Origin of the sequence: Streptomyces abyssomicinicus (assembly GCF_008974245.1) — a bacterium.
Taxonomy (GTDB): domain Bacteria; phylum Actinomycetota; class Actinomycetes; order Streptomycetales; family Streptomycetaceae; genus Streptomyces; species Streptomyces abyssomicinicus.
Window position 1 is genome coordinate 986,040 of sequence record NZ_BBZI01000005.1, and the last position, 19,665, is coordinate 1,005,704.

The 19,665-nt window shown below is 73.0% G+C and carries 16 protein-coding genes; 12 read left to right on the forward strand and 4 right to left on the reverse strand.

The features are described 5' to 3' along the window. Positions 1-601: 601 nt before the first annotated feature. Entirely contained in the window at positions 602-1,624 is a 1,023-nt protein-coding gene (locus GBN72_RS04020; RefSeq protein WP_151770209.1) for a bile acid:sodium symporter family protein, read from the reverse strand. A 179-nt stretch (positions 1,625-1,803) separates the two neighbouring features. Here GBN72_RS04020 and GBN72_RS04025 point away from each other — a divergent pair, with 179 nt between their 5' ends. The 4 genes from GBN72_RS04025 (at position 1,804) to GBN72_RS04040 (ending at position 6,675) form a co-directional block, all read left to right on the forward strand. Beyond that, positions 1,804-2,673: a LysR substrate-binding domain-containing protein gene (locus GBN72_RS04025; protein WP_151770210.1), complete on the forward strand. Its 870-nt coding sequence runs from the start codon at positions 1,804-1,806 to the stop codon at positions 2,671-2,673. Between the two features lie 325 nt (positions 2,674-2,998). Then, positions 2,999-4,825 (forward strand): AMP-dependent synthetase/ligase, encoded by a 1,827-nt coding sequence (locus tag GBN72_RS04030; RefSeq protein WP_151770211.1) that lies wholly within the window; start codon positions 2,999-3,001, stop codon positions 4,823-4,825. A gap of 126 nt (positions 4,826-4,951) precedes the next feature. Continuing rightward, a complete protein-coding gene (locus tag GBN72_RS04035; protein ID WP_151770212.1) occupies positions 4,952-5,788 on the forward strand; it encodes an aldo/keto reductase in 837 nt (278 codons plus the stop codon). Positions 5,789-5,931: 143 nt separating this feature from the next. Further along, entirely contained in the window at positions 5,932-6,675 is a 744-nt protein-coding gene (locus GBN72_RS04040; protein ID WP_151770213.1) for a glycoside hydrolase family 75 protein, read from the forward strand. 73 nt (positions 6,676-6,748) lie between these two features. On the opposite strand, the gene GBN72_RS04045 is transcribed toward GBN72_RS04040, so the two are convergent. Both GBN72_RS04045 and GBN72_RS04050 read right to left on the reverse strand, forming a co-directional pair. Further along, complete coding sequence (locus GBN72_RS04045) at positions 6,749-7,117, reverse strand: hypothetical protein (protein ID WP_151770214.1); 369 nt, start codon at positions 7,115-7,117, stop codon at positions 6,749-6,751. 55 nt (positions 7,118-7,172) lie between these two features. Further along, a complete protein-coding gene (locus tag GBN72_RS04050) occupies positions 7,173-7,478 on the reverse strand; it encodes a 4a-hydroxytetrahydrobiopterin dehydratase (protein ID WP_151770215.1) in 306 nt (101 codons plus the stop codon). A gap of 194 nt (positions 7,479-7,672) precedes the next feature. Here GBN72_RS04050 and GBN72_RS04055 point away from each other — a divergent pair, with 194 nt between their 5' ends. Beyond that, a complete protein-coding gene (locus tag GBN72_RS04055; RefSeq protein WP_151770216.1) occupies positions 7,673-8,539 on the forward strand; it encodes a Sco1979 family transcriptional regulator in 867 nt (288 codons plus the stop codon). Positions 8,540-8,595: 56 nt separating this feature from the next. On the opposite strand, the gene GBN72_RS04060 is transcribed toward GBN72_RS04055, so the two are convergent. Continuing rightward, on the reverse strand, positions 8,596-9,021 hold the full coding sequence (locus GBN72_RS04060; RefSeq protein WP_151770217.1) for an OsmC family protein: 426 nt from the start codon (positions 9,019-9,021) through the stop codon (positions 8,596-8,598). Positions 9,022-9,325: 304 nt separating this feature from the next. Between GBN72_RS04060 and GBN72_RS04065 the strand changes: the two genes are divergently transcribed. The 7 genes from GBN72_RS04065 (at position 9,326) to GBN72_RS04095 (ending at position 19,451) form a co-directional block, all read left to right on the forward strand. Further along, a complete protein-coding gene (locus GBN72_RS04065; protein ID WP_151770218.1) occupies positions 9,326-10,507 on the forward strand; it encodes an ROK family transcriptional regulator in 1,182 nt (393 codons plus the stop codon). A 294-nt stretch (positions 10,508-10,801) separates the two neighbouring features. Continuing rightward, on the forward strand, positions 10,802-12,310 hold the full coding sequence (locus GBN72_RS04070; protein WP_151770932.1) for a sugar ABC transporter ATP-binding protein: 1,509 nt from the start codon (positions 10,802-10,804) through the stop codon (positions 12,308-12,310). Beyond that, positions 12,307-13,338 carry an ABC transporter permease gene (locus tag GBN72_RS04075; protein ID WP_151770219.1) on the forward strand — a complete coding sequence of 344 codons (1,032 nt, stop codon included), beginning with the start codon at positions 12,307-12,309 and terminating at the stop codon, positions 13,336-13,338. Before GBN72_RS04070 ends, GBN72_RS04075 begins: the two co-directional genes overlap by 4 nt. 30 nt (positions 13,339-13,368) lie before the next feature. Beyond that, positions 13,369-14,412, forward strand: a complete 1,044-nt coding sequence (locus GBN72_RS04080; protein ID WP_151770220.1) for a substrate-binding domain-containing protein — start codon at positions 13,369-13,371, stop codon at positions 14,410-14,412. A gap of 137 nt (positions 14,413-14,549) precedes the next feature. Beyond that, on the forward strand, positions 14,550-15,743 hold the full coding sequence (locus tag GBN72_RS04085; protein WP_151770221.1) for a Gfo/Idh/MocA family protein: 1,194 nt from the start codon (positions 14,550-14,552) through the stop codon (positions 15,741-15,743). Positions 15,744-15,881: 138 nt separating this feature from the next. Beyond that, entirely contained in the window at positions 15,882-16,883 is a 1,002-nt protein-coding gene (locus GBN72_RS04090) for a sugar phosphate isomerase/epimerase family protein (protein ID WP_151770222.1), read from the forward strand. 99 nt (positions 16,884-16,982) lie between these two features. After that, positions 16,983-19,451 carry a PQQ-dependent sugar dehydrogenase gene (locus GBN72_RS04095; protein WP_151770223.1) on the forward strand — a complete coding sequence of 823 codons (2,469 nt, stop codon included), beginning with the start codon at positions 16,983-16,985 and terminating at the stop codon, positions 19,449-19,451. Positions 19,452-19,665 lie beyond the last annotated feature (214 nt).

Below are 19,665 nucleotides of genomic sequence, written 5' to 3' on the forward strand. Positions count from 1 at the left end.
CTTCAGGCTTGCGGCGTCCCTGGCTGCCGGTCCTGCGGCCTGCGGTCTTTCGGCCTGCGGCCCCTGGGCTTCTCGGCCCACCGGTCCTCCGGCCTGCGGCCTCCCTGGCTACCGGGCCTCCGGTCTTCGGCCTTCCGGTCTTCGGCTCTCCGGCGTTCCGGCGTTACGGCGTTCCGGCCTCCGGCCCCGGGGCTTCTCGGGCCACCCGGCCTCCGGCCCCCGCCCTCCCTGGCCACCGGGCCTCCGGCCCGCGGGCTCCCTGGCCTCTGGGTCTTCGGCGCGCGGCCTCCCCGACCTCCGGGCCAGCGGCCCTCCGACTTCCGGCCTTTCAGGCGTCGGCCCTCCGGCCTCCAGGGCCCGCGGCCCTTCGGCCCTCCGGGGCCGCAGCCTCCGGCCTCCAGGGCTCGCGGCCCTCTGGGCGCCGGCTCACGGCCTGTTGGACGTCGGGCACTGCTGTTTCCGCCTCCCGCGCGTGCCGCGGCCGCGAGCCGCCGGGCCGCGGCGGCAAGTCTGCTGCGGGACCCGCCGTGCGGGCACTCGCGCCGGCCGGCCCGTGCCCGCCGGCCGCCGAGGGCGGACCGGCCGCGGAGGCCGGCCGGGGTCAGTGGCGGCCGGTGGTGGCGTAGGGGCGGGGCTCCTCGGCGGGGAGGGGGTCGCGTTCGCGGCGGCGGGCGATCACCGCGCTGACCATCAGCTGCATCTGGTGGAAGAGCATCAGCGGCAGTACCGCCAGCGCCGCCTCCGCCCCGAACAGCACGCTCGCCATCGGCAGCCCCGCCGCCAGCGACTTCGTCGAGCCGGCGAACTGGATCGCCACCCGGTCCCCGCGCCCGAAGCCGAGCGCCTTCGCGCCGTACCAGGTGGCCGCCAGCACCACCGCGAGCAGCACCGCCTCCACCGCGATCAGTTCCACCATCCGGACCGCGCTCACCTGGCCCCACACGCCGCGCACCATGCCCTGGCTGAAGGCGGAGTAGACGACCAGCAGGATCGCCCCCCGGTCCACCAGCGACAGCAGCCTGCCGTGTTTGCGGACGAACCCGCCGACCCAGCGCCGCAGCAGCTGCCCGGCGAGGAAGGGCACCAGCAGCTGGAGCACGATCCTCAGCACCGAGTCCCCGGAGAAGCCCTGCCCGTCGCCGAACTGCCCGCCGAGCAGCAGGGCCGCCAGCAACGGCGTGAGGACGATGCCCGCCAGCGAGGAGAACGAGCCGGCGCAGATCGCGGCCGGCACGTTCCCCCGGGCGATGGAGGTGAAGGCGATCGACGACTGGATGGTCGACGGCACCAGGGTGAGGAAGAGCAGGCCCCGGTAGAGGGCGTCGTCGAGGAGGAACGGGACCAGCGCCTGCCCCGCCAGCCCGAGCAGCGGGAAGAGCACGAACGTGCAGCCCAGGATGGTCAGGTGGAGCCGCCAGTGGCGCAGGCCGTCCAGCGCCTCGCGGGTGGACAGCCGCGCCCCGTAGAGGAAGAAGAGGAACGCGACCGCGGCCGTCGCCAGGCCGGAGACCCCGTCGGCCACCGCCCCGCGCGCAGGGAGCAGCGCCGCGATGCCCATCGTCGCCAGCAACAGCACGATGTAGGGGTCGACCGGCATCCAGCTCGGCCACTGCAGGCGTTTCACGGTGCTCCAGCGCTCCAGTGCTCAGGGGGTGGGACGCGTCGCGTGGCGCGAGCGCGGCACAGGGGGGTGCCCTCCCCATCGTCCCCCCTTCCCCCGTGATCGGGAATCCCGCACACCGCTTTGACTGCGATCGCCGTTCGTGATGACCGGCGGACATCCGCCCGGCTAGGGTTCTGCGTATGTACGACCCCTCCCATCTGCGGACCTTCCTCGCCGTGGCGCAGACGCTGAGCTTCACGGGGGCCGCGCGCCGCCTCGGGGTGCGGCAGTCGACGGTCAGTCAGCACGTGCGCAGGCTGGAGGACGCCACCGGCCGGCCCCTGTTCTCCCGGGACACCCATTCGGTGGAGCTCACCGAGGACGGTGAGGCGATGCTGGGGTTCGCCCGCCGCATCCTGGAGGTCCACGAACAGGCGACGTCCTTCTTCTCCGGCGAGCGCCCCCGCGGCCGGCTCCGCTTCGGGGCGTCGGAGGACTTCGTGCTGACCCGGCTGCCGGAGATCCTGGAGGGCTTCCGCTACGAACACCCCGAGGTCGACCTGGAGCTGACCGTCGAGCTCTCCGGCACGCTCCACGAGCGGCTGGCGGCCGGGAAGCTGGACCTGGTGCTGGCCAAGCGGCGGCCCCACGACCCGCCCGGGCAGCTGGTGCGCAGGGACCGGCTGGTGTGGATCGGCGCGGAGCGGCTGCGGCTGGATCCGGACCGGCCGGTGCCCCTGATCGTCTACCCGCCGCCGGGCATCACCCGGGCCCTGGCCCTGGAGGCCCTGGAGAAGCAGGGGAGGGCCTGGCGGATCGCCTGCACCAGCGGCAGTCTCAACGGACTGGTCGCCGCCGCCCGCGCCGGACTGGGCGTGATGCCGCACTCGCGCGGACTGATCCCGCCCGGCCTGGTGCGGGCACCGGACCGGGCCGGGCTGCCCGAGCTGGGGCGGGTGGACTTCGTCCTGCTGCACGGGCGCCGGCCGGGCCGGGCAGGCAGCGCGGCCCAGGCGCTGGCCGCCGCCGTCCTCGCCGGGGGCGAACGCCTGGGCCGGGGGCATCCGTGACCCGCAGCGGCATTCGTGACCCGCAGCGGCGTGCGTGACCCGTGGTGGCGACGTGCGTCACGCGTACACGACACGCGCGACGCGGTGCCCGGCCGGAAAGGGTTCCGTGGAGGGCTGCGCACAGAAGTTACCTCACCGTAGGTGAAGGCGGCCGCGATGGCACCGTTCGCCCCATTCGCCCCCACCTCTCCTGCGGGTTTCGATCGACCCCGGCTCCCCGACCCCCTCCCGGCGCACCGCTAGGTGAGGTAGTTTCACGCGCTGGGGGGAACGGATCACAGCGCGTCACCGGCGCGGGACCAGGGCACGGAAGCGGGGATCGGCCTTGCGTGAGTACTACAACCCGCCGCTGGCGGGACCACCGCCGGTCGGCGGCCTGGCCGACAGCGTCTTCCAGCGTGCCCGCGCCGAACCCGACCGGGTGGTGCTCGCCCGCAAGGACCGCGCGGGACAGTGGCAGGACGTCACCGCGGCCGAGTTCCGCGACCAGGTGCTCGCCCTCGCCAAGGGACTGCTCGCGGAGGGCGTCCGGTTCGGGGACCGGGTGGCCGTCATGGCGCGAACCCGTTACGAGTGGACGCTGTTCGACTTCGCGCTGTGGACCGTGGGCGCCCAGGTGGTGCCCGTCTACCCGACCTCCTCGGCCGAGCAGGTCGCCTGGATGTTCGCAGACGCCGAGGTCACCGCCGCCGTCGTCGAGCACGAGGACCACGCGATGACTGTGGCCACCGTCATCGACCGGGCGCCCCGGCTGCGCCGCCTGTGGCAGATGGACGCCGGCGCCGTGGAGGAGATCTCCGCGGCCGGCGCCCACCTCGAGGACGAGGTGGCCCACCGGCACCGCAACGCCGTCACCCCGGAGACCGTGGCGACGGTGATCTACACCTCGGGCACCACCGGCCGCCCCAAGGGCTGCGTCCTCACCCACGGCAACTTCATGTTCGAGTCCGACACCATGGTCGGCCGCTGGGAACCGGTCTTCCACTCCAAGCCCGGTGACGAGGCGTCCACGCTCCTCTTCCTCCCGCTGGCCCACGTCTTCGGCCGGATGGTGGAGGTCGCCAGCATCCGGCACGGCGTGCGGATGGGCCATCAGCCCGAACTCAACGCCGCCGTCCTGATGGCCGACTTCGCCTCCTTCCAGCCCTCCTTCGTGCTGGCGGTGCCCTACATCTTCGAGAAGGTCTTCCACGCCGCACGCCGCAAGGCGGAGCGGTTCGGCAAGGCCGCCGCCTTCGACCGGGCCGTCGAGGTCGCCGTGCGGTACGCGGAGGCCGTGGAGGAACGGGAGTGGGGCACCGGCCCCGGCCCCTCGGCCGCCCTGCGGATGCAGCATCAGCTCTTCGACAAGCTGGTGTACCACAAGGTGCGTCAGGCGCTCGGCGGACGGGTCAGGCACGCCATGTCGGGCGGCTCGGCGATGGACCGCCGGCTGGGTCTCTTCTACGCCGGCGCCGGCGTGCGCGTCTTCCAGGGGTACGGCCTGACCGAGACCACCGCCGCGGCCACCGCCAACCCGCCCGGCCGCGTCCGGTACGGCAGCGTCGGGCCGCCGATCCCCGGCGTCACCGTGCACATCGCGGAGGACGGCGAGATCTGGCTGGCCGGCGACGGCGTCTTCCACGGCTACCTCAACGACCCCCGGGCCACCGAGGAGGTGCTGCGCGGCGGCTGGCTGGCGACCGGCGACATAGGGCGGCTCGACGAGGACGGCTATCTGCACATCACCGGCCGCAAGAAGGAGGTCCTGGTGACCTCGGGCGGCAAGACGGTCTCCCCGGTGATGCTGGAGGACCGGGTCCGCGACCACCCGCTGGTCGCCCAGTGCCTGGTCGTGGGTGACGACCGCCCGTACATCGCGGCGCTGATGACCCTCGACCAGGAGGCCGTCGAGCACTGGCTCCAGATGCGCGGCAAGCCGACCCCCACCGCCTCCGAACTGGTTCGCGACCCTGCTCTGGAGATGGAGGTGCGGCGCGCCGTCCAGGCCGCCAACAGCCTGGTCTCGCAGGCCGAGTCGATCCGCACCTTCCGGATCCTGGCGCAGCCGTTCACCGAGGAGCAAGGGCTGCTGACGCCCTCTCTGAAACTCAAGCGCAAGGCCATCGAGAAGGCGTACCAGGCGGAGGTCGAGGCCCTTTACCGGAGCTGACGGTGCGAAGGGCGGCAACCCCCCGCGCAGGGGGCCGCCGATCCGTGTGCCGTTCCCGGAATGCGTCCTGGGCGCCGATGGTTGAGGATGGGAGCCAATGTCCGACCAACGAAGGATCGAGAGCGCGTGAGCAGCAAGGTCCCCCCGATCGTCCTCAACAACGGCGTGGAGATGCCCCAGCTGGGCTTCGGTGTCTGGCAGGTCCCGGACGACGAAGCGGAGCGCGCGGTGGCGACCGCCCTCGAGGCCGGTTACCGCAGCATCGACACGGCGGCCATCTACGGCAACGAGGAGGGCACCGGCAAGGCCGTCGCCGCCTCCGGCCTCCCGCGCGAGGACATCTTCGTCACCACCAAGCTCTGGAACAGCGACCAGGGCTACGACTCCACCCTGCGCGCCTTCGACACCTCGCTGGGCAAGCTCGGCCTGGACTACGTCGACCTGTACCTCATCCACTGGCCCCGGCCCCAGCGCGGCGCCTTCGTCGAGACGTACAAGGCGTTCGAGAAGCTGCTCTCCGACGGCGTGGTCCGGGCCATCGGCGTGTCCAACTTCCTCCCGGAGCACCTGCGGACGCTGCTGGACGCCACCTCGGTGATCCCCGCCGTCAACCAGATCGAGCTCCACCCCCACCTCCAGCAGACCGAGGCCCGCGAGTTCCACGCCGAGCAGGGCATCGCCACCGAGGCGTGGTCGCCGCTCGGCTCGGGCAAGGGGCTCCTGGAGGTCCCGGCGATCGCCGCCATCGCGCAGAAGCACGGGCGGACGCCCGCCCAGGTGGTGCTGCGCTGGCACCTTCAGACCGGCAACATCGTGATCCCGAAGTCGGTCACCCCCTCCCGGATCAAGGAGAACATCGAGGTCTTCGACTTCTCCCTGGACGACGAGGACCTGGCCGCGATCCGCGCCCTCGACGAGGGCCGGCGCCTCGGCCCCGACCCCGCGACCGCCGACTTCGGCTGACGCCGCGCCGCCCGGGGCCGCCCGCCGGCCCCGGGCCCGCACCGGCTGCTTCGCCCGACCGCTTCCCCCATTGCACTGCCCGACTGCTTCCCCCGACGGACCCGCGCGGCCCCGACGGCCCGGAGAAAGAGGGTTCCGCAGCAGTGAGTACCAGCAAACAGAACCGTGCGGCGGTCCTCGGCACGGCCTTCCTGAGCGTCGCGCTGATTCCCGCGGGCATCGCCGGCGCCGCCTTCGACCCGAACTCCTCCGTGGCGGCCCCCGCCCGCCCCGGCCCGCCCGCCGAGGACGTCAGGGTCGTCGACGTGCCGGTCACCGCGTGGACCGTGCGGGAGCGACTGAGGTCCTGCCGGCCCGTCTCCCGCGGCGCGTACGCCACCGACGAGGGCCGCCGGCCCACCGTGCCGGTGTGCGGGCAGGGCGACGTCGTCCACTGGACGGCGGACCTCGACATCGACTGCGACGGCCTGCGCACCCGGTGGTGCAACGAGGAGACCGACCCGTACTTCCGGCCCGAGACGGCCTTCCACCAGGCCGACGGCATACCGCTGCGCGCCGACCGGCTGCCGTACGTCGTGGTGCCGGCGCCCGGCGAGAAGTGGGACCACGCCGCCGAGGGGGTGGGCGCCGGGGACCCGGTGGTCCTGCTCCACGGGGACCGGATCGCCTACGCCGTGATCGGCGACGTCGGCCCCGCGGACATCATCGGCGAGGCCTCCTATGCCGCGGCCGAGGCGCTCGGCCTCGACCCCCACCCGGTCGGCGGCGGGGCGCGGTCCGGCGTCACCTACCTGGTCTTCAAGGACGCCCCGCCCCGGCCCCTGGGCAGCCGGCAGGCGGCGGTGGAGCAGGGCGAACGGCTGCTCCGCTCCTTCGTCAACCCCTGAGGTCCGTCCGACGGGGGTTTCCGCGGGTCAGGTGTGTCCCGGCGCCTGCCGTGCAGGGGCCCGCGCCGTCCGCTCAGGGCGCCGGGTCGGTGCAGCGGAACGTCACCTGCACCCGCGCCGGCCTCCGCAGTTCCTCGGCACCGGAAGGCGCGCGCCCGACGAGGACCATTCCGTCCGGCGTCGTGCCGGACCAGGCCGGTGCCCGCAGGCCTTCCCCGCACAGCCCTTGCGGCAGTTCGGTCGTCCCGGGTGGCATCGCGTACTTGACGACGTCCCGCTCGGTGAAGAGCGCATGCCTGTCGGGGATCAGTCCGGCCCGCACGAGGTGGTCCGGCATCCGGTCACCGACGAAGGAGACGACTGCCTCGCCGTCGTGGGTGTGGTACCGGACGTCGGTGGCGTCCTGCGGCAGCGTCGCACCGCCGGCATCTCCGTGTGACATCGACCGGCGGGACGTGGCCGACCAACCAGCTCGTCCGGACGGCCGCCCCGAGGCGTCAGGACGCCCCGTGGAGCCCGGCCGACTCCTCCACCCTGCGCGCCAGCGCGAAGTCCAGCTCGGTGATCCGGCCGCCCACGCTGTGCGTGTTCACCGACAGGGCCACGGTGTTGTAGCCGAGGGTCAGGTCCGAATGGTGGTCCAGCTCGTCCTGGACCCGGGCGACGTCCGCGACCAGGGCGGCGGCGACCGCGTGCGAGGGCAGGCGGTAGGAGCGGGTGAGCCGGTCCTCCTCGACCCGCCAGCCGGGCAGCGCCGGCAGCCGCTCCTCGATCTCCTGCTCCGTCAGCGGCTGGACAGCCATGGCCCGCTCCTCCTCAACCGGTGATCCGTCGCGGCCAGCGTGCCACAGGCCCGCCGGCCGCGGGTGGCACGCGGGGCCGCACACCGAAACTTTCCGAAAGCCTTGGCCACGAAATCACCTCGAGGATGGGAGATCGGTGCCCACCGTGGCAGACTGCCCACGCAACGAAAGCGTGGAGCTCTGGGGAGGACGGCGTGAGCGAGCGACGCACCGCGCCCACCGTCGGTCAGGTGGTGCTCGGGAAGCGGCTCCAGGAACTCCGCGAGAGGGCCGGGCTCAAGCGGGAGGAGGCCGCGCGGATCCTGCACGTCGCGCCGGCCACCGTACGGCGGATGGAGACGGCGGAGGTCTCCCTCAAGATCCCGTACGTGCAGATGCTGCTCTCCGCGTACGGGGTCCCCGGGCGTGAGGCGGCCGAGTTCGTCGCACTCGCCGAGGACGCCAACCGGCCGGGCTGGTGGCAGCGGTTCCACGACGTGCTGCCGGACTGGTTCTCCCTGTACGTCAGCCTGGAGGGCGCGGCGAGGATGCTGCGTTCCTACGAGCCGCACTTCGTGCCGGGGCTGCTGCAGACCGAGGGCTACGCGCGGGCGGTCCTGCGGGCCGGCGCCCCCGGGCCGAGCGCCGACGAGACCGTCGAGCGGCACGTCGCGCTGCGGATGACCCGGCAGCGGCTGCTGGAGCGGGAGACCCCGCCCAGGCTGTGGGTGATCATGGAGGAGACGGTGCTGCGCCGCCCCGTCGGCCCCGACGCCCGGGTGATGCGGGAGCAGATCGAACGGCTGCTGGAGGCGGCGGAGCAGGACCACATCACCCTGCAGGTCGCGGAGTTCGACTCCGGTCCGCATCCCGGGGCGTACGCGCCGTTCTCCCTCTTCCGCTTCGCGGAGCCGGAGCTGCCCGACATGGTCTTCACCGAGTACCTCACCGGGGCGCTCTACCTCGACTCCCGCGACGAGGTCGCCGCACACCTCGAGGCCCTCGACCACATGACGGCCCGCGCGGCCTCCACGGAACGCACGCGCGCAGTGCTCCGCGAGTACCTGGAGCGCTACGGCTGACCGTGCCACGCCGACGGGCGCGGGGAGCCGAGGGGCTCCGCCGCGCCCGCGGGGTGTCAGGCCAGCTTGGCCGAGAGGGTGATGGTGGTGCCGGTGAGCGCCTGGCTCACCGGGCAGTTCTTCTTGGCGCCCTCGGCGGCGGCGACGAACGCGTCGTTGTCGATGCCCGGCACGGTGCCCTCCACCGTCAGGTGGATGCCCGTGATGCCCTCGCCGGGCTGGAAGGAGACGTCCGCGGAGGTGGTGAGCCGCTCCGGCGGGGTGCCGGCGCCGGCCAGCGCGTGCGACAGCGCCATCGAGAAGCAGGAGGAGTGGGCCGCGGCGATGAGCTCCTCCGGGCTGGTCTTTCCGTTCGCCTGCTCGGCGCGCGACGGCCAGGAGACCGGCTGGGAGCCGATGCCGGACGAGTCGAAGGTGACGACGCCGCTGCCCTCGAGCAGGTTGCCCTCCCAGACGGTGTGGGCGGATCGCGTGGTGGCCACGTGTGATTCCTTCCTGACGGAACGTCCAGTACGTCCAGTACGGATCGCTCCGATGGTACCGAGGTACCCCACCCGCCCGTCCGCTGGGCACGCACCTCGCCACCCCCTTCGGACGCCCGTCCACCCCGCGCGCTCCCGCGTGCCGCCGGGCCTCCCGGACGCGCGGCGGCTTTGTCCTGCGGCAGGAGAAAGTCGGCGCGGATTCGTGCACGACTTCTTCCCACCCCGCCCCGCCGCTGCTACGTTCTCCGCGAAAGCAAGGCCGCCCAGGGGCAGTTGAGCAGGGGAGGGGACCGTGAGACGCATGACCGCACGACCCGCCAACGCGCATCAGGCGCGCCTGCTGCGACTGTTGCGGGACGAGGGCCCCAACTCCCGTGCCCAGCTCGGCGACCGCGTCGACCTGTCCAGGTCGAGGCTCGCCGTCGAGGTGGACCGGCTCCTGGAGACGGGACTGGTCGTCGCCGACGGCCTCGCCGCCTCCCGCGGCGGCCGCCGCTCCCACAACATCCGCCTGGCCCCGAGCCTCCGCTTCCTCGGCGTGGACATCGGCGCGACCTCGGTCGACGTCGCCGTCACCAACGCCGAACTGGAGGTCCTCGGCCACCTCACCCAGCCGCTGGACGTGCGCGAGGGCCCGGTTCCCGTCTTCGAGCAGGTCCTCGACATGGCCGCCAAGCTGAAGGCGTCCGGGCTCGCGGAGGGTTTCGACGGCGCCGGCATCGGCGTCCCCGGACCGGTCCGCTTCCCCGAGGGCGTCCCGGTGGCCCCGCCGATCATGCCGGGCTGGGACGGGTTCCCGGTGCGCGAGGCGCTCAGCCAGGAACTCGGCTGCCCGGTCATGGTCGACAACGACGTGAACCTGATGGCCCTCGGCCAGATGCACGCCGGCGTCGCCCGCTCCGTGGACGACTACCTGTGCGTCAAGATCGGCACCGGTATCGGCTGCGGGATCGTCGTCGGGGGCAAGGTGCACCGCGGAGTCACCGGCAGCGCCGGCGACATCGGCCACATCCAGGCCGTGCCCGACGGCCGCCCCTGCGCCTGCGGCAACCGCGGCTGCCTGGAGGCCCACTTCAGCGGGGCCGCGCTCGCCCAGGACGCGGTGGAGGCCGCCCAGCAGGGCCGCTCCCCCCAGCTCGCCGCGCGGCTGGCCGACAACGGCCGGCTCACCGCGGCCGACGTCGGCGCCGCCGCCGCGGCGGGCGACGCCACCTGCCTCGACCTGATCCGTGACGGCGGGACCCGCACGGGACAGGTCATCGCGGGACTCGTCAGCTTCTTCAACCCCGGCCTGGTGGTGATCGGCGGCGGGGTGACGGGCCTCGGCCACAACCTCCTCGCCGCCATCCGCACCCAGGTCTACCGCCAGTCACTGCCCCTGGCGACCGGCAACCTGCCGATCGTCCTGGACGAACTGGGCGCCGCCGCCGGAGTCGTCGGGGCGGCCCGCCTGATCAGCGACCACGTGTTCTCACCCGCCTGACACACCCCGGCAGCCGCCGGTACGACCGGAGCACCCGCACCACCCGTACGACCGAAACACCGGCACCACCCGTACGACCGAAACACCGGCACCACCCGTACGACCGAAACACCGGCACCACCGGTAGGACCGGATCACCGGTACCACCGGAAGACCGGCACCACCGGACCCCCCGGGGCCCCGAGTCACCGCCCCGCACGAGCCGCACCACCGTGACCGCGCGCGATCCGTTCTGCCCTGCCCACCGCCGGGAGATGCGTCATGCCGTCCGAAGTCCCCGCACCGCTGCTCACCATGACCGCGATCACCAAGTCCTTCCCGGGCGTCCGCGCCCTGGACGGGGTGGACCTGGAGGTCCGGGCAGGCGAGGTCCACTGCCTGCTCGGGCAGAACGGCGCGGGCAAGTCCACCCTCATCAAGGTGCTGGCCGGCGCCCACCAGCCCGACGGCGGCGCCATCACCTGGCGCGGGGAAACGGTCTCCCTCCGCTCCCCGAGCGACGCGGTCCGCCTGGGCATCGCCACCATCTACCAGGAACTCGACCTGGTCGAACACCTCTCCGTCGCCGAGAACATCCACCTCGGACACGAACCCACCGCGGCCGGCTTCGTGGTCCGCCCCCGCGTCGCCCGCCAGGCATCCGCGGAACTCCTGCGCCGCCTCGGGCACCCGGAGATCGACCCGGACCGCCCGGTCCACGCGCTCTCCGCCGCCCAGCAGCAGATCGTCTCCATGGCCCGCGCGCTCTCCCACGACGTCCGGCTGATCGTCATGGACGAGCCGTCCGCCGCCCTCGACCCGGACGAGGTCGACAACCTCTTCCGTATCGTCGGCGGACTCACCGACGAGGGCGTCGCGGTCGTGTACATCTCGCACCGCCTGGAGGAGATCCGCCGCATCGGCGACCGGGTCACCGTGCTCAAGGACGGCCGCGCGGTGGCCGGCGGGCTCCCCGCCCGGACCACGCCCACCCGGGAGATCGTCTCCCTGATGACCGGCCGCAGCGTCGAGCACGCCTTTCCCCCCAGGCCGCCGGGCCCGCCCGAGGCCGCGCCCGTGCTCACCGTCCGGGGCCTGGCGCTCGAGGGCAGGTTCCGGCCGCTCGACCTCGACCTGCGGCCCGGCGAGATCGTCGGACTGGCCGGACTGGTCGGCTCCGGCCGCTCCGAGATCCTGGAGACCCTGTACGGCGCGCGCCGCCCCACCGCCGGCCGGGTCCTGGTCGACGGCCGGCCGCTCCGGCCGGGCAGCGTGCCCGCCGCGGTCCGCGCCGGCATCGGACTGGCACCCGAGGAACGCAAGGCACAGGCGCTGCTGATGCTGGAGAGCGTCACCCGCAACGTCTCCGTCTCCTCGCTCGGCCGGTTCGCCAAGGGCGGCTGGCTGGACCGCCGGGCCGAACGCGCCGCTGCCCGCGAGGCGACCCGCGAGCTGTCGCTGCGCCCCGACAACCCGGACGCCGCCGTGCGCACGCTCTCCGGCGGAAACCAGCAGAAGGCCGTGCTGGCCCGCTGGCTGCTGCGCGGCTGCCGCGTCCTGCTGCTGGACGAACCCACCCGGGGCGTCGACATCGGCGCCCGGGCCGAGCTCTACGCGGTGATCCGCCGCCTGGCCGACGAAGGACTCGCGGTGCTGATGGTCTCCAGCGAACTCCCGGAGGTGCTGGGCCTGGCCGACCGTGTCCTGGTGCTCCGGGAAGGCCGGGTGGTGCACACCGCACCCGCGGGCGAACTCGACGAGCACCGGGTCCTCGATCTCGTACTGCATGCCACCGACGCGGCTGCCGAAGGGAGCCAGACATGACGCACCCCGTGTCCCCGCCCGCCACCGGGGCGGAGAAGTCGGCGCCGCCCCCGGAGGGCCGCCGCAGCGCACCACCGGCCGCTCTCGCGCGGCTCGACATCCGCACGCTGTCGCTGCTGGGGGTGCTCGCCGCGCTGGTCGTGGCCGGCGGGGTCACCCGGCCGGAGGCGTTCCTCGACCTCGACAACCTGCGGCTGGTTCTCACCCAGGCCTCGGTCATCGGCGTGGTCACCGTCGGCATGACCTTCGTGATCACCGCCGGGGGGATCGACCTCTCGGTCGGCGCGATCGTCGCCCTGGCGTCGGTGTGGGCGACCACCGTGGCCACCCAGGAGTTCGGCTTCGCCGGCATCCTGTTCACCTCGGTGGTGGTCGGCCTCGGCTGCGGCCTGGTGAACGGGGCGCTGATCGCCTACGGGGCGATGGTGCCGTTCATCGCCACCCTCGCCATGTTCGCCTCGGCCCGCGGGCTCGCCCTGCTCATCACCGAGGGCCGCACCCAGCGGGTGACCGTGGAGGGGGTCCTCGACCTGGGCAGCCGCGACAGCTACGTGCTCGGCGTCCCGCCGCTCGTGCTGGTCTTCGCCGCGGTCACGGTCGTCGGCTGGCTCCTGCTCAACCGCACCACCTTCGGCCGCCGCACGGTGGCCGTCGGCGGCAACGCGGAGGCCGCCCGGCTGGCCGGCATCGACGTCCGCCGCCAGCGCCTCGCCCTGTACCTGCTGTCCGGACTGTGCTGCGGCATCGCCGCGTTCATGCTGGTCGTGCTCTCCGGCTCGGGCCAGAACACCAACGGCAACCTCTACGAACTCGACGCCATCGCCGCCGCGATCATCGGCGGCACCCTCCTCACCGGCGGCCGCGGCACCATCGTCGGCTCCGTCCTCGGCGTCCTGATCTTCACCACCATCACCAACATCTTCGCGCTGAACAACCTCCAGAGCGACGTCCAGCAGATCGCCAAGGGGGCGATCATCGTCGCCGCCGTCCTGGTCCAGCGCCGCACCGTCAGGAACGAACTGGCCTGATCGTCAGAGCCGACAGAAGGGTCCACCGCCATGCCAGACCTCACGAGCCGCCGGGGACTGCTCTTCGGGACCGCCGCCGTATCGGCCGGCGCCCTCCTCGCGGGCTGCACCAGCAACGAGAAGGACGACAAGGGGAAGGCGGGCTCCTCGCAGCAGCCCGCCGCCGACGACAAGCCGGGCAAGGCCGTCACCATCGGCTTCGCCGGGCCGCAGGCCGACCACGGCTGGCTCAACGCCATCAACGAGCAGGCCCGCGCCCGCGCCGAGAAGTACACGGACGTCACCCTGGACATCACCGAGGGCTCCAACGACACCGCCACCCAGATCGGCCAGATCGAGACGCTGATCAACAAGAAGGTCGACGTGCTGGTCATCCTGCCGGCCGACGGCGCGGCGCTCACCCAGACCGGCCTCAAGGCGATGCGGGCGGGCATCCCGGTGGTCAACCTCGACCGCATCTTCAGCTCACCGCAGGCCTTCCGCTGCTGGGTCGGCGGCGACAACTACGGCATGGGGCTCAACGCCGGCCACTACATCGGCGAGAAGCTCAAGGACACCAAGGACGCCAAGGTCGTCGAGCTCGCCGGTCTGGACAACCTGGAGCTCACACGGCAGCGCACCAAGGGCTTCGACGACGCGCTGAAGAACTACCCGAACATCGAGAAGGTGGCCCGGCAGGCGGCCGAGTTCACGGTCGAGAGCGGCCAGGCCAAGATGGCCCAACTGCTCCAGGCACAGTCGCAGTTCCACGCGCTGTGGAACCACGACGACGACCAGGGCGTCGGCGCGCTGCGCGCCATCGACCAGGCCGGCCGCGACGACTTCCTGATGGTCGGCGGAGCGGGCGCGCTGTCCGCGTTCGAAGCGATCAAGGCGGACGACGGGGTGCTCAAGGCGACGGTGCTGTACCCGCCGACCATGGCCGCCTCCGCGATCGACCTCGCCCGCGCGCTCGGCCAGGGCAAGGGCGTCTCGGGGCTCGCCGAGTTCGAGATCCCCTCGCAGGTCACCGCGTACTCGGCGGTCGTCGACAAGTCCAACGTCGACCAGTACATGCCCATCGGCTTCGACTGACCCGCCCCGGCGCCGCCCGCCGGGCGGCGGGGGCCGGGCCCCGGCCCGGTGAGGAAAGCAAGAGGTGCGCCGGAGGGGCGGGGACCCGTGAAGGGGACCGCCCCGACCGCGCGCGTGTCGATGAGGAGGAGAACCGCATGCCACAGTCCGATCCGTCGTCGCGCCCCGCACTCGGGGTCGGCATGGTCGGCTACGCCTTCATGGGCGCCGCCCACTCCCAGGCCTGGCGCACCGTCGGCCGCGTCTTCGACCTGCCGCTGCGCCCCCGGCTCGCCGCGATCGGCGGCCGCGACCCGCACGCGGTCCGCGCCGCCGCCGACCGCCACGGCTGGGAGGCCGCGGAGACCGACTGGCGTGCCCTGATCACCCGTGAGGACGTCGACCTCGTCGACATCTGCACCCCCGGCGACAGCCACGCCGAGATCGCCATCGCCGCCCTGGAGGCAGGCAAGCACGTGCTGTGCGAGAAGCCCCTCGCGAACAGCGTCGCCGAGGCCGAGGCCATGGTGGCGGCGGCCGAGGCCGCCGCCCGCCGCGGCCAGGTCGCCATGGTCGGCTTCAACTACCGCCGCGTGCCCGCCGCTTCACTCGCCCGCGAGATGACCGCCGCCGGCAGGCTCGGCGAGCTGCGCCACGTGCGGGTCGCCTACCTCCAGGACTGGCTGGTGGACCCCGAGTTCCCGCTGACCTGGCGGCTGCGCAAGGAGGCCGCCGGCTCCGGGGCCCTCGGCGACCTCGGAGCCCACATCGTCGACCTGGCCCAGTACCTGACGGGCGACACCCTGGCCGGGGTGTCCGCGCTGACCGAGACCTTCGTGCGTGAACGCCCGCTGCCCGCCGCCGCGTCGAGCGGCCTGGCCACGGCCGGCGCGTCGGCCGGCCGGGGCGCCGTCACCGTCGACGACGCGGCCCTCTTCACCGGCCGGTTCACCGGCGGGGCCCTCGCCACCTTCGAGGCGACCCGTTTCGCGACCGGCCGCAAGAACGCGCTCCGGATCGAACTCAACGGCTCGCAGGGTTCGCTCGCCTTCGACCTGGAGCGGCTGAACGAACTGGAGTACCACGACCACCGCGAACCCGCGCCACGCGCCGGGTTCCGCCGGATCCTCGTCACCGAGCCGGAGCACCCCTACCTGGAGGCATGGTGGCCGCCCGGGCACGGCCTGGGCTACGAGCACTCCTTCGTCCACCAGGCCCGCGACCTGGTGCGCGCCGTGCACGCCGGCGAACCGGTCGCCCCCACCTTCGCGGACGGCCTGCGCGTGCAGAGGGTCCTCGCCGCCGTCGAGGAGAGCGCCGCCAAGGGCTCCACGTACACCGCCGTGGGCTGAGCCCGCCGCCCCTGCTCCTTCCGCAGGTTCCGCAGGGGCACCGCCCCGGCCCCGGCCGGGGACCCGCACCGGCACCGTCCCGCGTCCCGACCCCGCCACGCGCACCGCCGTTCCGCGCACCGACCGAGGAGACCTACCGTGCCCCGCAACTTCACCCTCTTCACCGGACAGTGGGCCGATCTGCCGCTGGAGGAGGTCTGCCGCCTGGCCCGCGACTTCGGTTACGACGGACTCGAACTCGCCTGCTGGGGCGACCACTTCGAGGTCGACAAGGCGCTCGCCGACCCGTCCTACGTGGAAGGCCGTCGCCAACTGCTCGACAAGTACGGCCTGAAGTGCTGGGCCGTCTCCAACCACCTGGTGGGGCAGGCGGTCTGCGACGCGATCATCGACGAGCGCCACCGGGCGATCCTCCCCGCCCGGATCTGGGGCGACGGCGACGCGGAAGGCGTCCGCCGCCGGGCAGCCGCGGAGATCGCGGACACCGCGCGGGCCGCCGCCGCCTTCGGCGTGGACACCGTCGTCGGGTTCACCGGCTCGGCGATCTGGCACCTGGTCGCCATGTTCCCGCCCGCCCCGGAGTCGATGATCGAACGCGGCTACCAGGACTTCGCCGACCGCTGGAACCCCGTCCTGGACGTGTTCGACGCCGAGGGCGTGCGGTTCGCCCACGAGGTCCACCCCAGCGAGATCGCCTACGACTACTGGACCACCCACAAGGCCCTGGAGGCCGTGGACCACCGGAGCGCGTTCGGGCTCAACTTCGACCCCTCGCACTTCGTGTGGCAGGACCTCGACCCGGTCGGCTTCCTGTGGGACTTCCGCGACCGGATCTACCACGTGGACTGCAAGGAGGCCCGGAAGCGCCTCGACGGCCGCAACGGCCGGCTCGGCTCGCACCTGCCCTGGGGAGACCCGCGGCGCGGCTGGGACTTCGTCTCCGCGGGCCACGGCGACGTGCCGTGGGAGGACGTCTTCCGGATGCTGCGCTCCATCGGTTACGCCGGTCCCGTCTCGGTGGAGTGGGAGGACGCCGGGATGGACCGCCTCCAGGGGGCGCCCGAGGCGCTGCGGAGGCTCAAGGCGTTCGACTTCGACCCCCCGGCCGCCTCCTTCGACGCCGCCTTCGGCGGCAACTAGCCGTCGCGGCCGGCCACCAGCCGGCCGCCCCAGACTCTCCGGGCTGCCGGCGCACCCCGGCGCACGCACCACACGTTCACCAGCCGACGGAGGAACTCCGTGCGCTCGAACAGAAGGAACCGTCAGAACACATTCCGCAAGGCCGTGGCGCTGCTCGGCGGCGCGCTGCTGGCCTGCACCTCACTCACCCTGACCACCGGCCCGGCCGGGGCGGCGTCGGCCGCCTCCGCCGCCGACGAGGCGCAGTTCCAGCAGGTCACCCTCGCCAAGGGGGTGGAGATGATCGGCGAGCCGATGTCGCTGGCGGTGCTGCCCGACCGGTCGGTGCTCACCACCTCCCGCGACGGGGCGCTCTACGTGACCGACGACGCCGGCAACACCAGACTCTCCGGCCGCCTCGACGTCTACACCCACGACGAGGAGGGGCTGCAGGGCGTCGCCGTCGACCCCGACTTCGAGCAGAACCGGTTCGTCTACCTGTACTACGCGCCCCGTCTGGACACCCCCGAGGGTGACGCGCCGGAGACGGGCACGGCCGCCGACTTCGAGCCGTTCGAGGGCGTCAACCGGCTCTCCCGGTTCCAGCTGAAGGCCGACGGCACCCTGGACCTCGCCGGCGAGGCCGAGATCCTCGAGGTGGAGACCACCCGCGGCATCTGCTGCCACGTCGGCGGAGACATCGACTTCGACGCGCAGGGCAACCTGTACCTGTCGACGGGCGACGACTCCAACCCGTTCCAGTCGGACGGCTACTCCCCGCTGGACGACCGGGAGGACCGCAACCCGGCCTTCGACGCCCGCCGCACCTCCGGCAGCACCGACGACCTGCGGGGCAAGATCCTGCGGATCAAGGTGAACGCGGACGGGTCCTACACGGTCCCGGAGGGCAACCTCTTCGCCCCAGGCACCGAGGGCACCCGGCCCGAGATCTACGCCATGGGCTTCCGCAACCCGTACCGGTTCAACGTCGACCGGGCGACCGGCATTCTGTACGTCGGCGAGTACGGCCCCGACGCCGGCGCCGCCGACCCCGCCCGCGGACCGGCCGGCCAGGTCGAGTTCGCCCGGGTCACCGGGCCCGGCAACTTCGGCTGGCCGTACTGCACCGGCGACAACGACGCCTACCGGGACTTCGACTTCGCCACCGCCACGTCCGGTGCGGCCTTCGACTGCGCGGCACCGGTCAACGACTCGCGGCACAACACCGGCTTGGGCGCACTGCCCCCGGCACAGCCCGCCTGGATCCCCTACGACGGCGCAAGCGTCCCGGAGTTCGGCACCGGCTCGGAGTCGCCGATGAGCGCACCGGTCTACCACTACGACCCGGAGCTGGACTCCCCGGTCAAGTTCCCCGAGGCGTACGACGGCGACGTCTTCCTCGCCGAGTTCGGCCGCCGGTGGATCAAGCGGGTGACCGCCGACGCGGACGGCACCGTGCGGGGCATCGACGACCTCCCGTGGAGCGGCACCCAGATCACCGACATGGAGTTCGGCCCGGACGGCGCGCTGTACGTCCTGGACTACGGACTCCAGTGGTTCGCCGGGGACGAGAACTCAGCCCTGTACCGCATCGAGAACGCCACCGACGGCCGCTCCCCGATCGCCGGGGCGACCGCCTCGGTCACCTCCGGCAAGGCCCCGCTGAAGGTCTCCTTCTCCTCCGCGGGCACCGGCGACCCCGACGGCGACGCACTCACCCACCGGTGGGAGTTCGGTGACGGCACCACCTCCTCCGCGCCGAACCCGCGGCACACGTACCGCAGGAACGGCACCTACACGGCCGGGCTGACCGTCACCGACCCGACCGGGCGCACCGCCAGGGCCACCGTCCGGGTGGTGGTGGGCAACACCGCCCCCAAGGTGGAACTGGTGACGCCGGGCGACGGCGGGCTGTTCTCCTTCGGCGACGCCATCCCGTTCAGGGTCAAGGTGACCGACCGCGAGGACGGCCGGCGGATCGACTGCTCCAAGGTCACCGTCACCTTCGTCCTCGGCCACGACAGCCACGGCCACCCGCTGACCTCGGCCAACGGCTGCACCGGCACCCTGCGGACCACCGCCGACGGCGGCCACGACGCCAGCGCCAACGTGTTCGGCGTCCTCGACGCGCAGTACACCGACGGCGGGGGCGGCGGCCAGGACCCGCTGACCGTCCACGACCAGGTCGTGCTCCAGCCGGAGAACCGCCAGGCCGAGCACTACGGGAACTCCTCTGGGGTCACGAAGATGTCCAAGGGGGCGGCCCACGGCGGCCGCACCGTCGGCGACATCCACGACGGCGACTGGGTCTCGTTCACCCCGTACGACCTCTCCGACGTCACCTCGGTGACCGCCCGGGTCTCCTCCGGCGGCGTCGGCGGCACGCTGGAGTTCCGCGCCGGCTCGCCCACCGGGACACTGCTCGGCACCGCCACGGTGCCGGTCACCGGCGGCTGGGAGACGTTCGAGGACGTGACCGCCGGCATCTCCGGTGCGCCGGCGGGCGCGACCACGCTCCACCTGGTCTTCCGGGGCGAGAGCGGCGGCGCGCTCTACGACGTGGACGACTTCACCTTCACCACCGGCTGACCGGGGAGAAGGCACCGGCATGAGCCACCAGACCCGGGCCCGGCACCGCCGGGCCGAGGAACTGCCCGCGCGGCCCGCCGCGTAGGCGCTCGACGGCGGCGGGCGGAGGACGCCGGACCTCCGCCCGTCGCCTCCCACACGTCACCCGCGCCACTGCGGCCCCCGGAGGCCACCTTGTTTCTCCGGCACGGTTCGACCACCTTGTTTCTCCGCA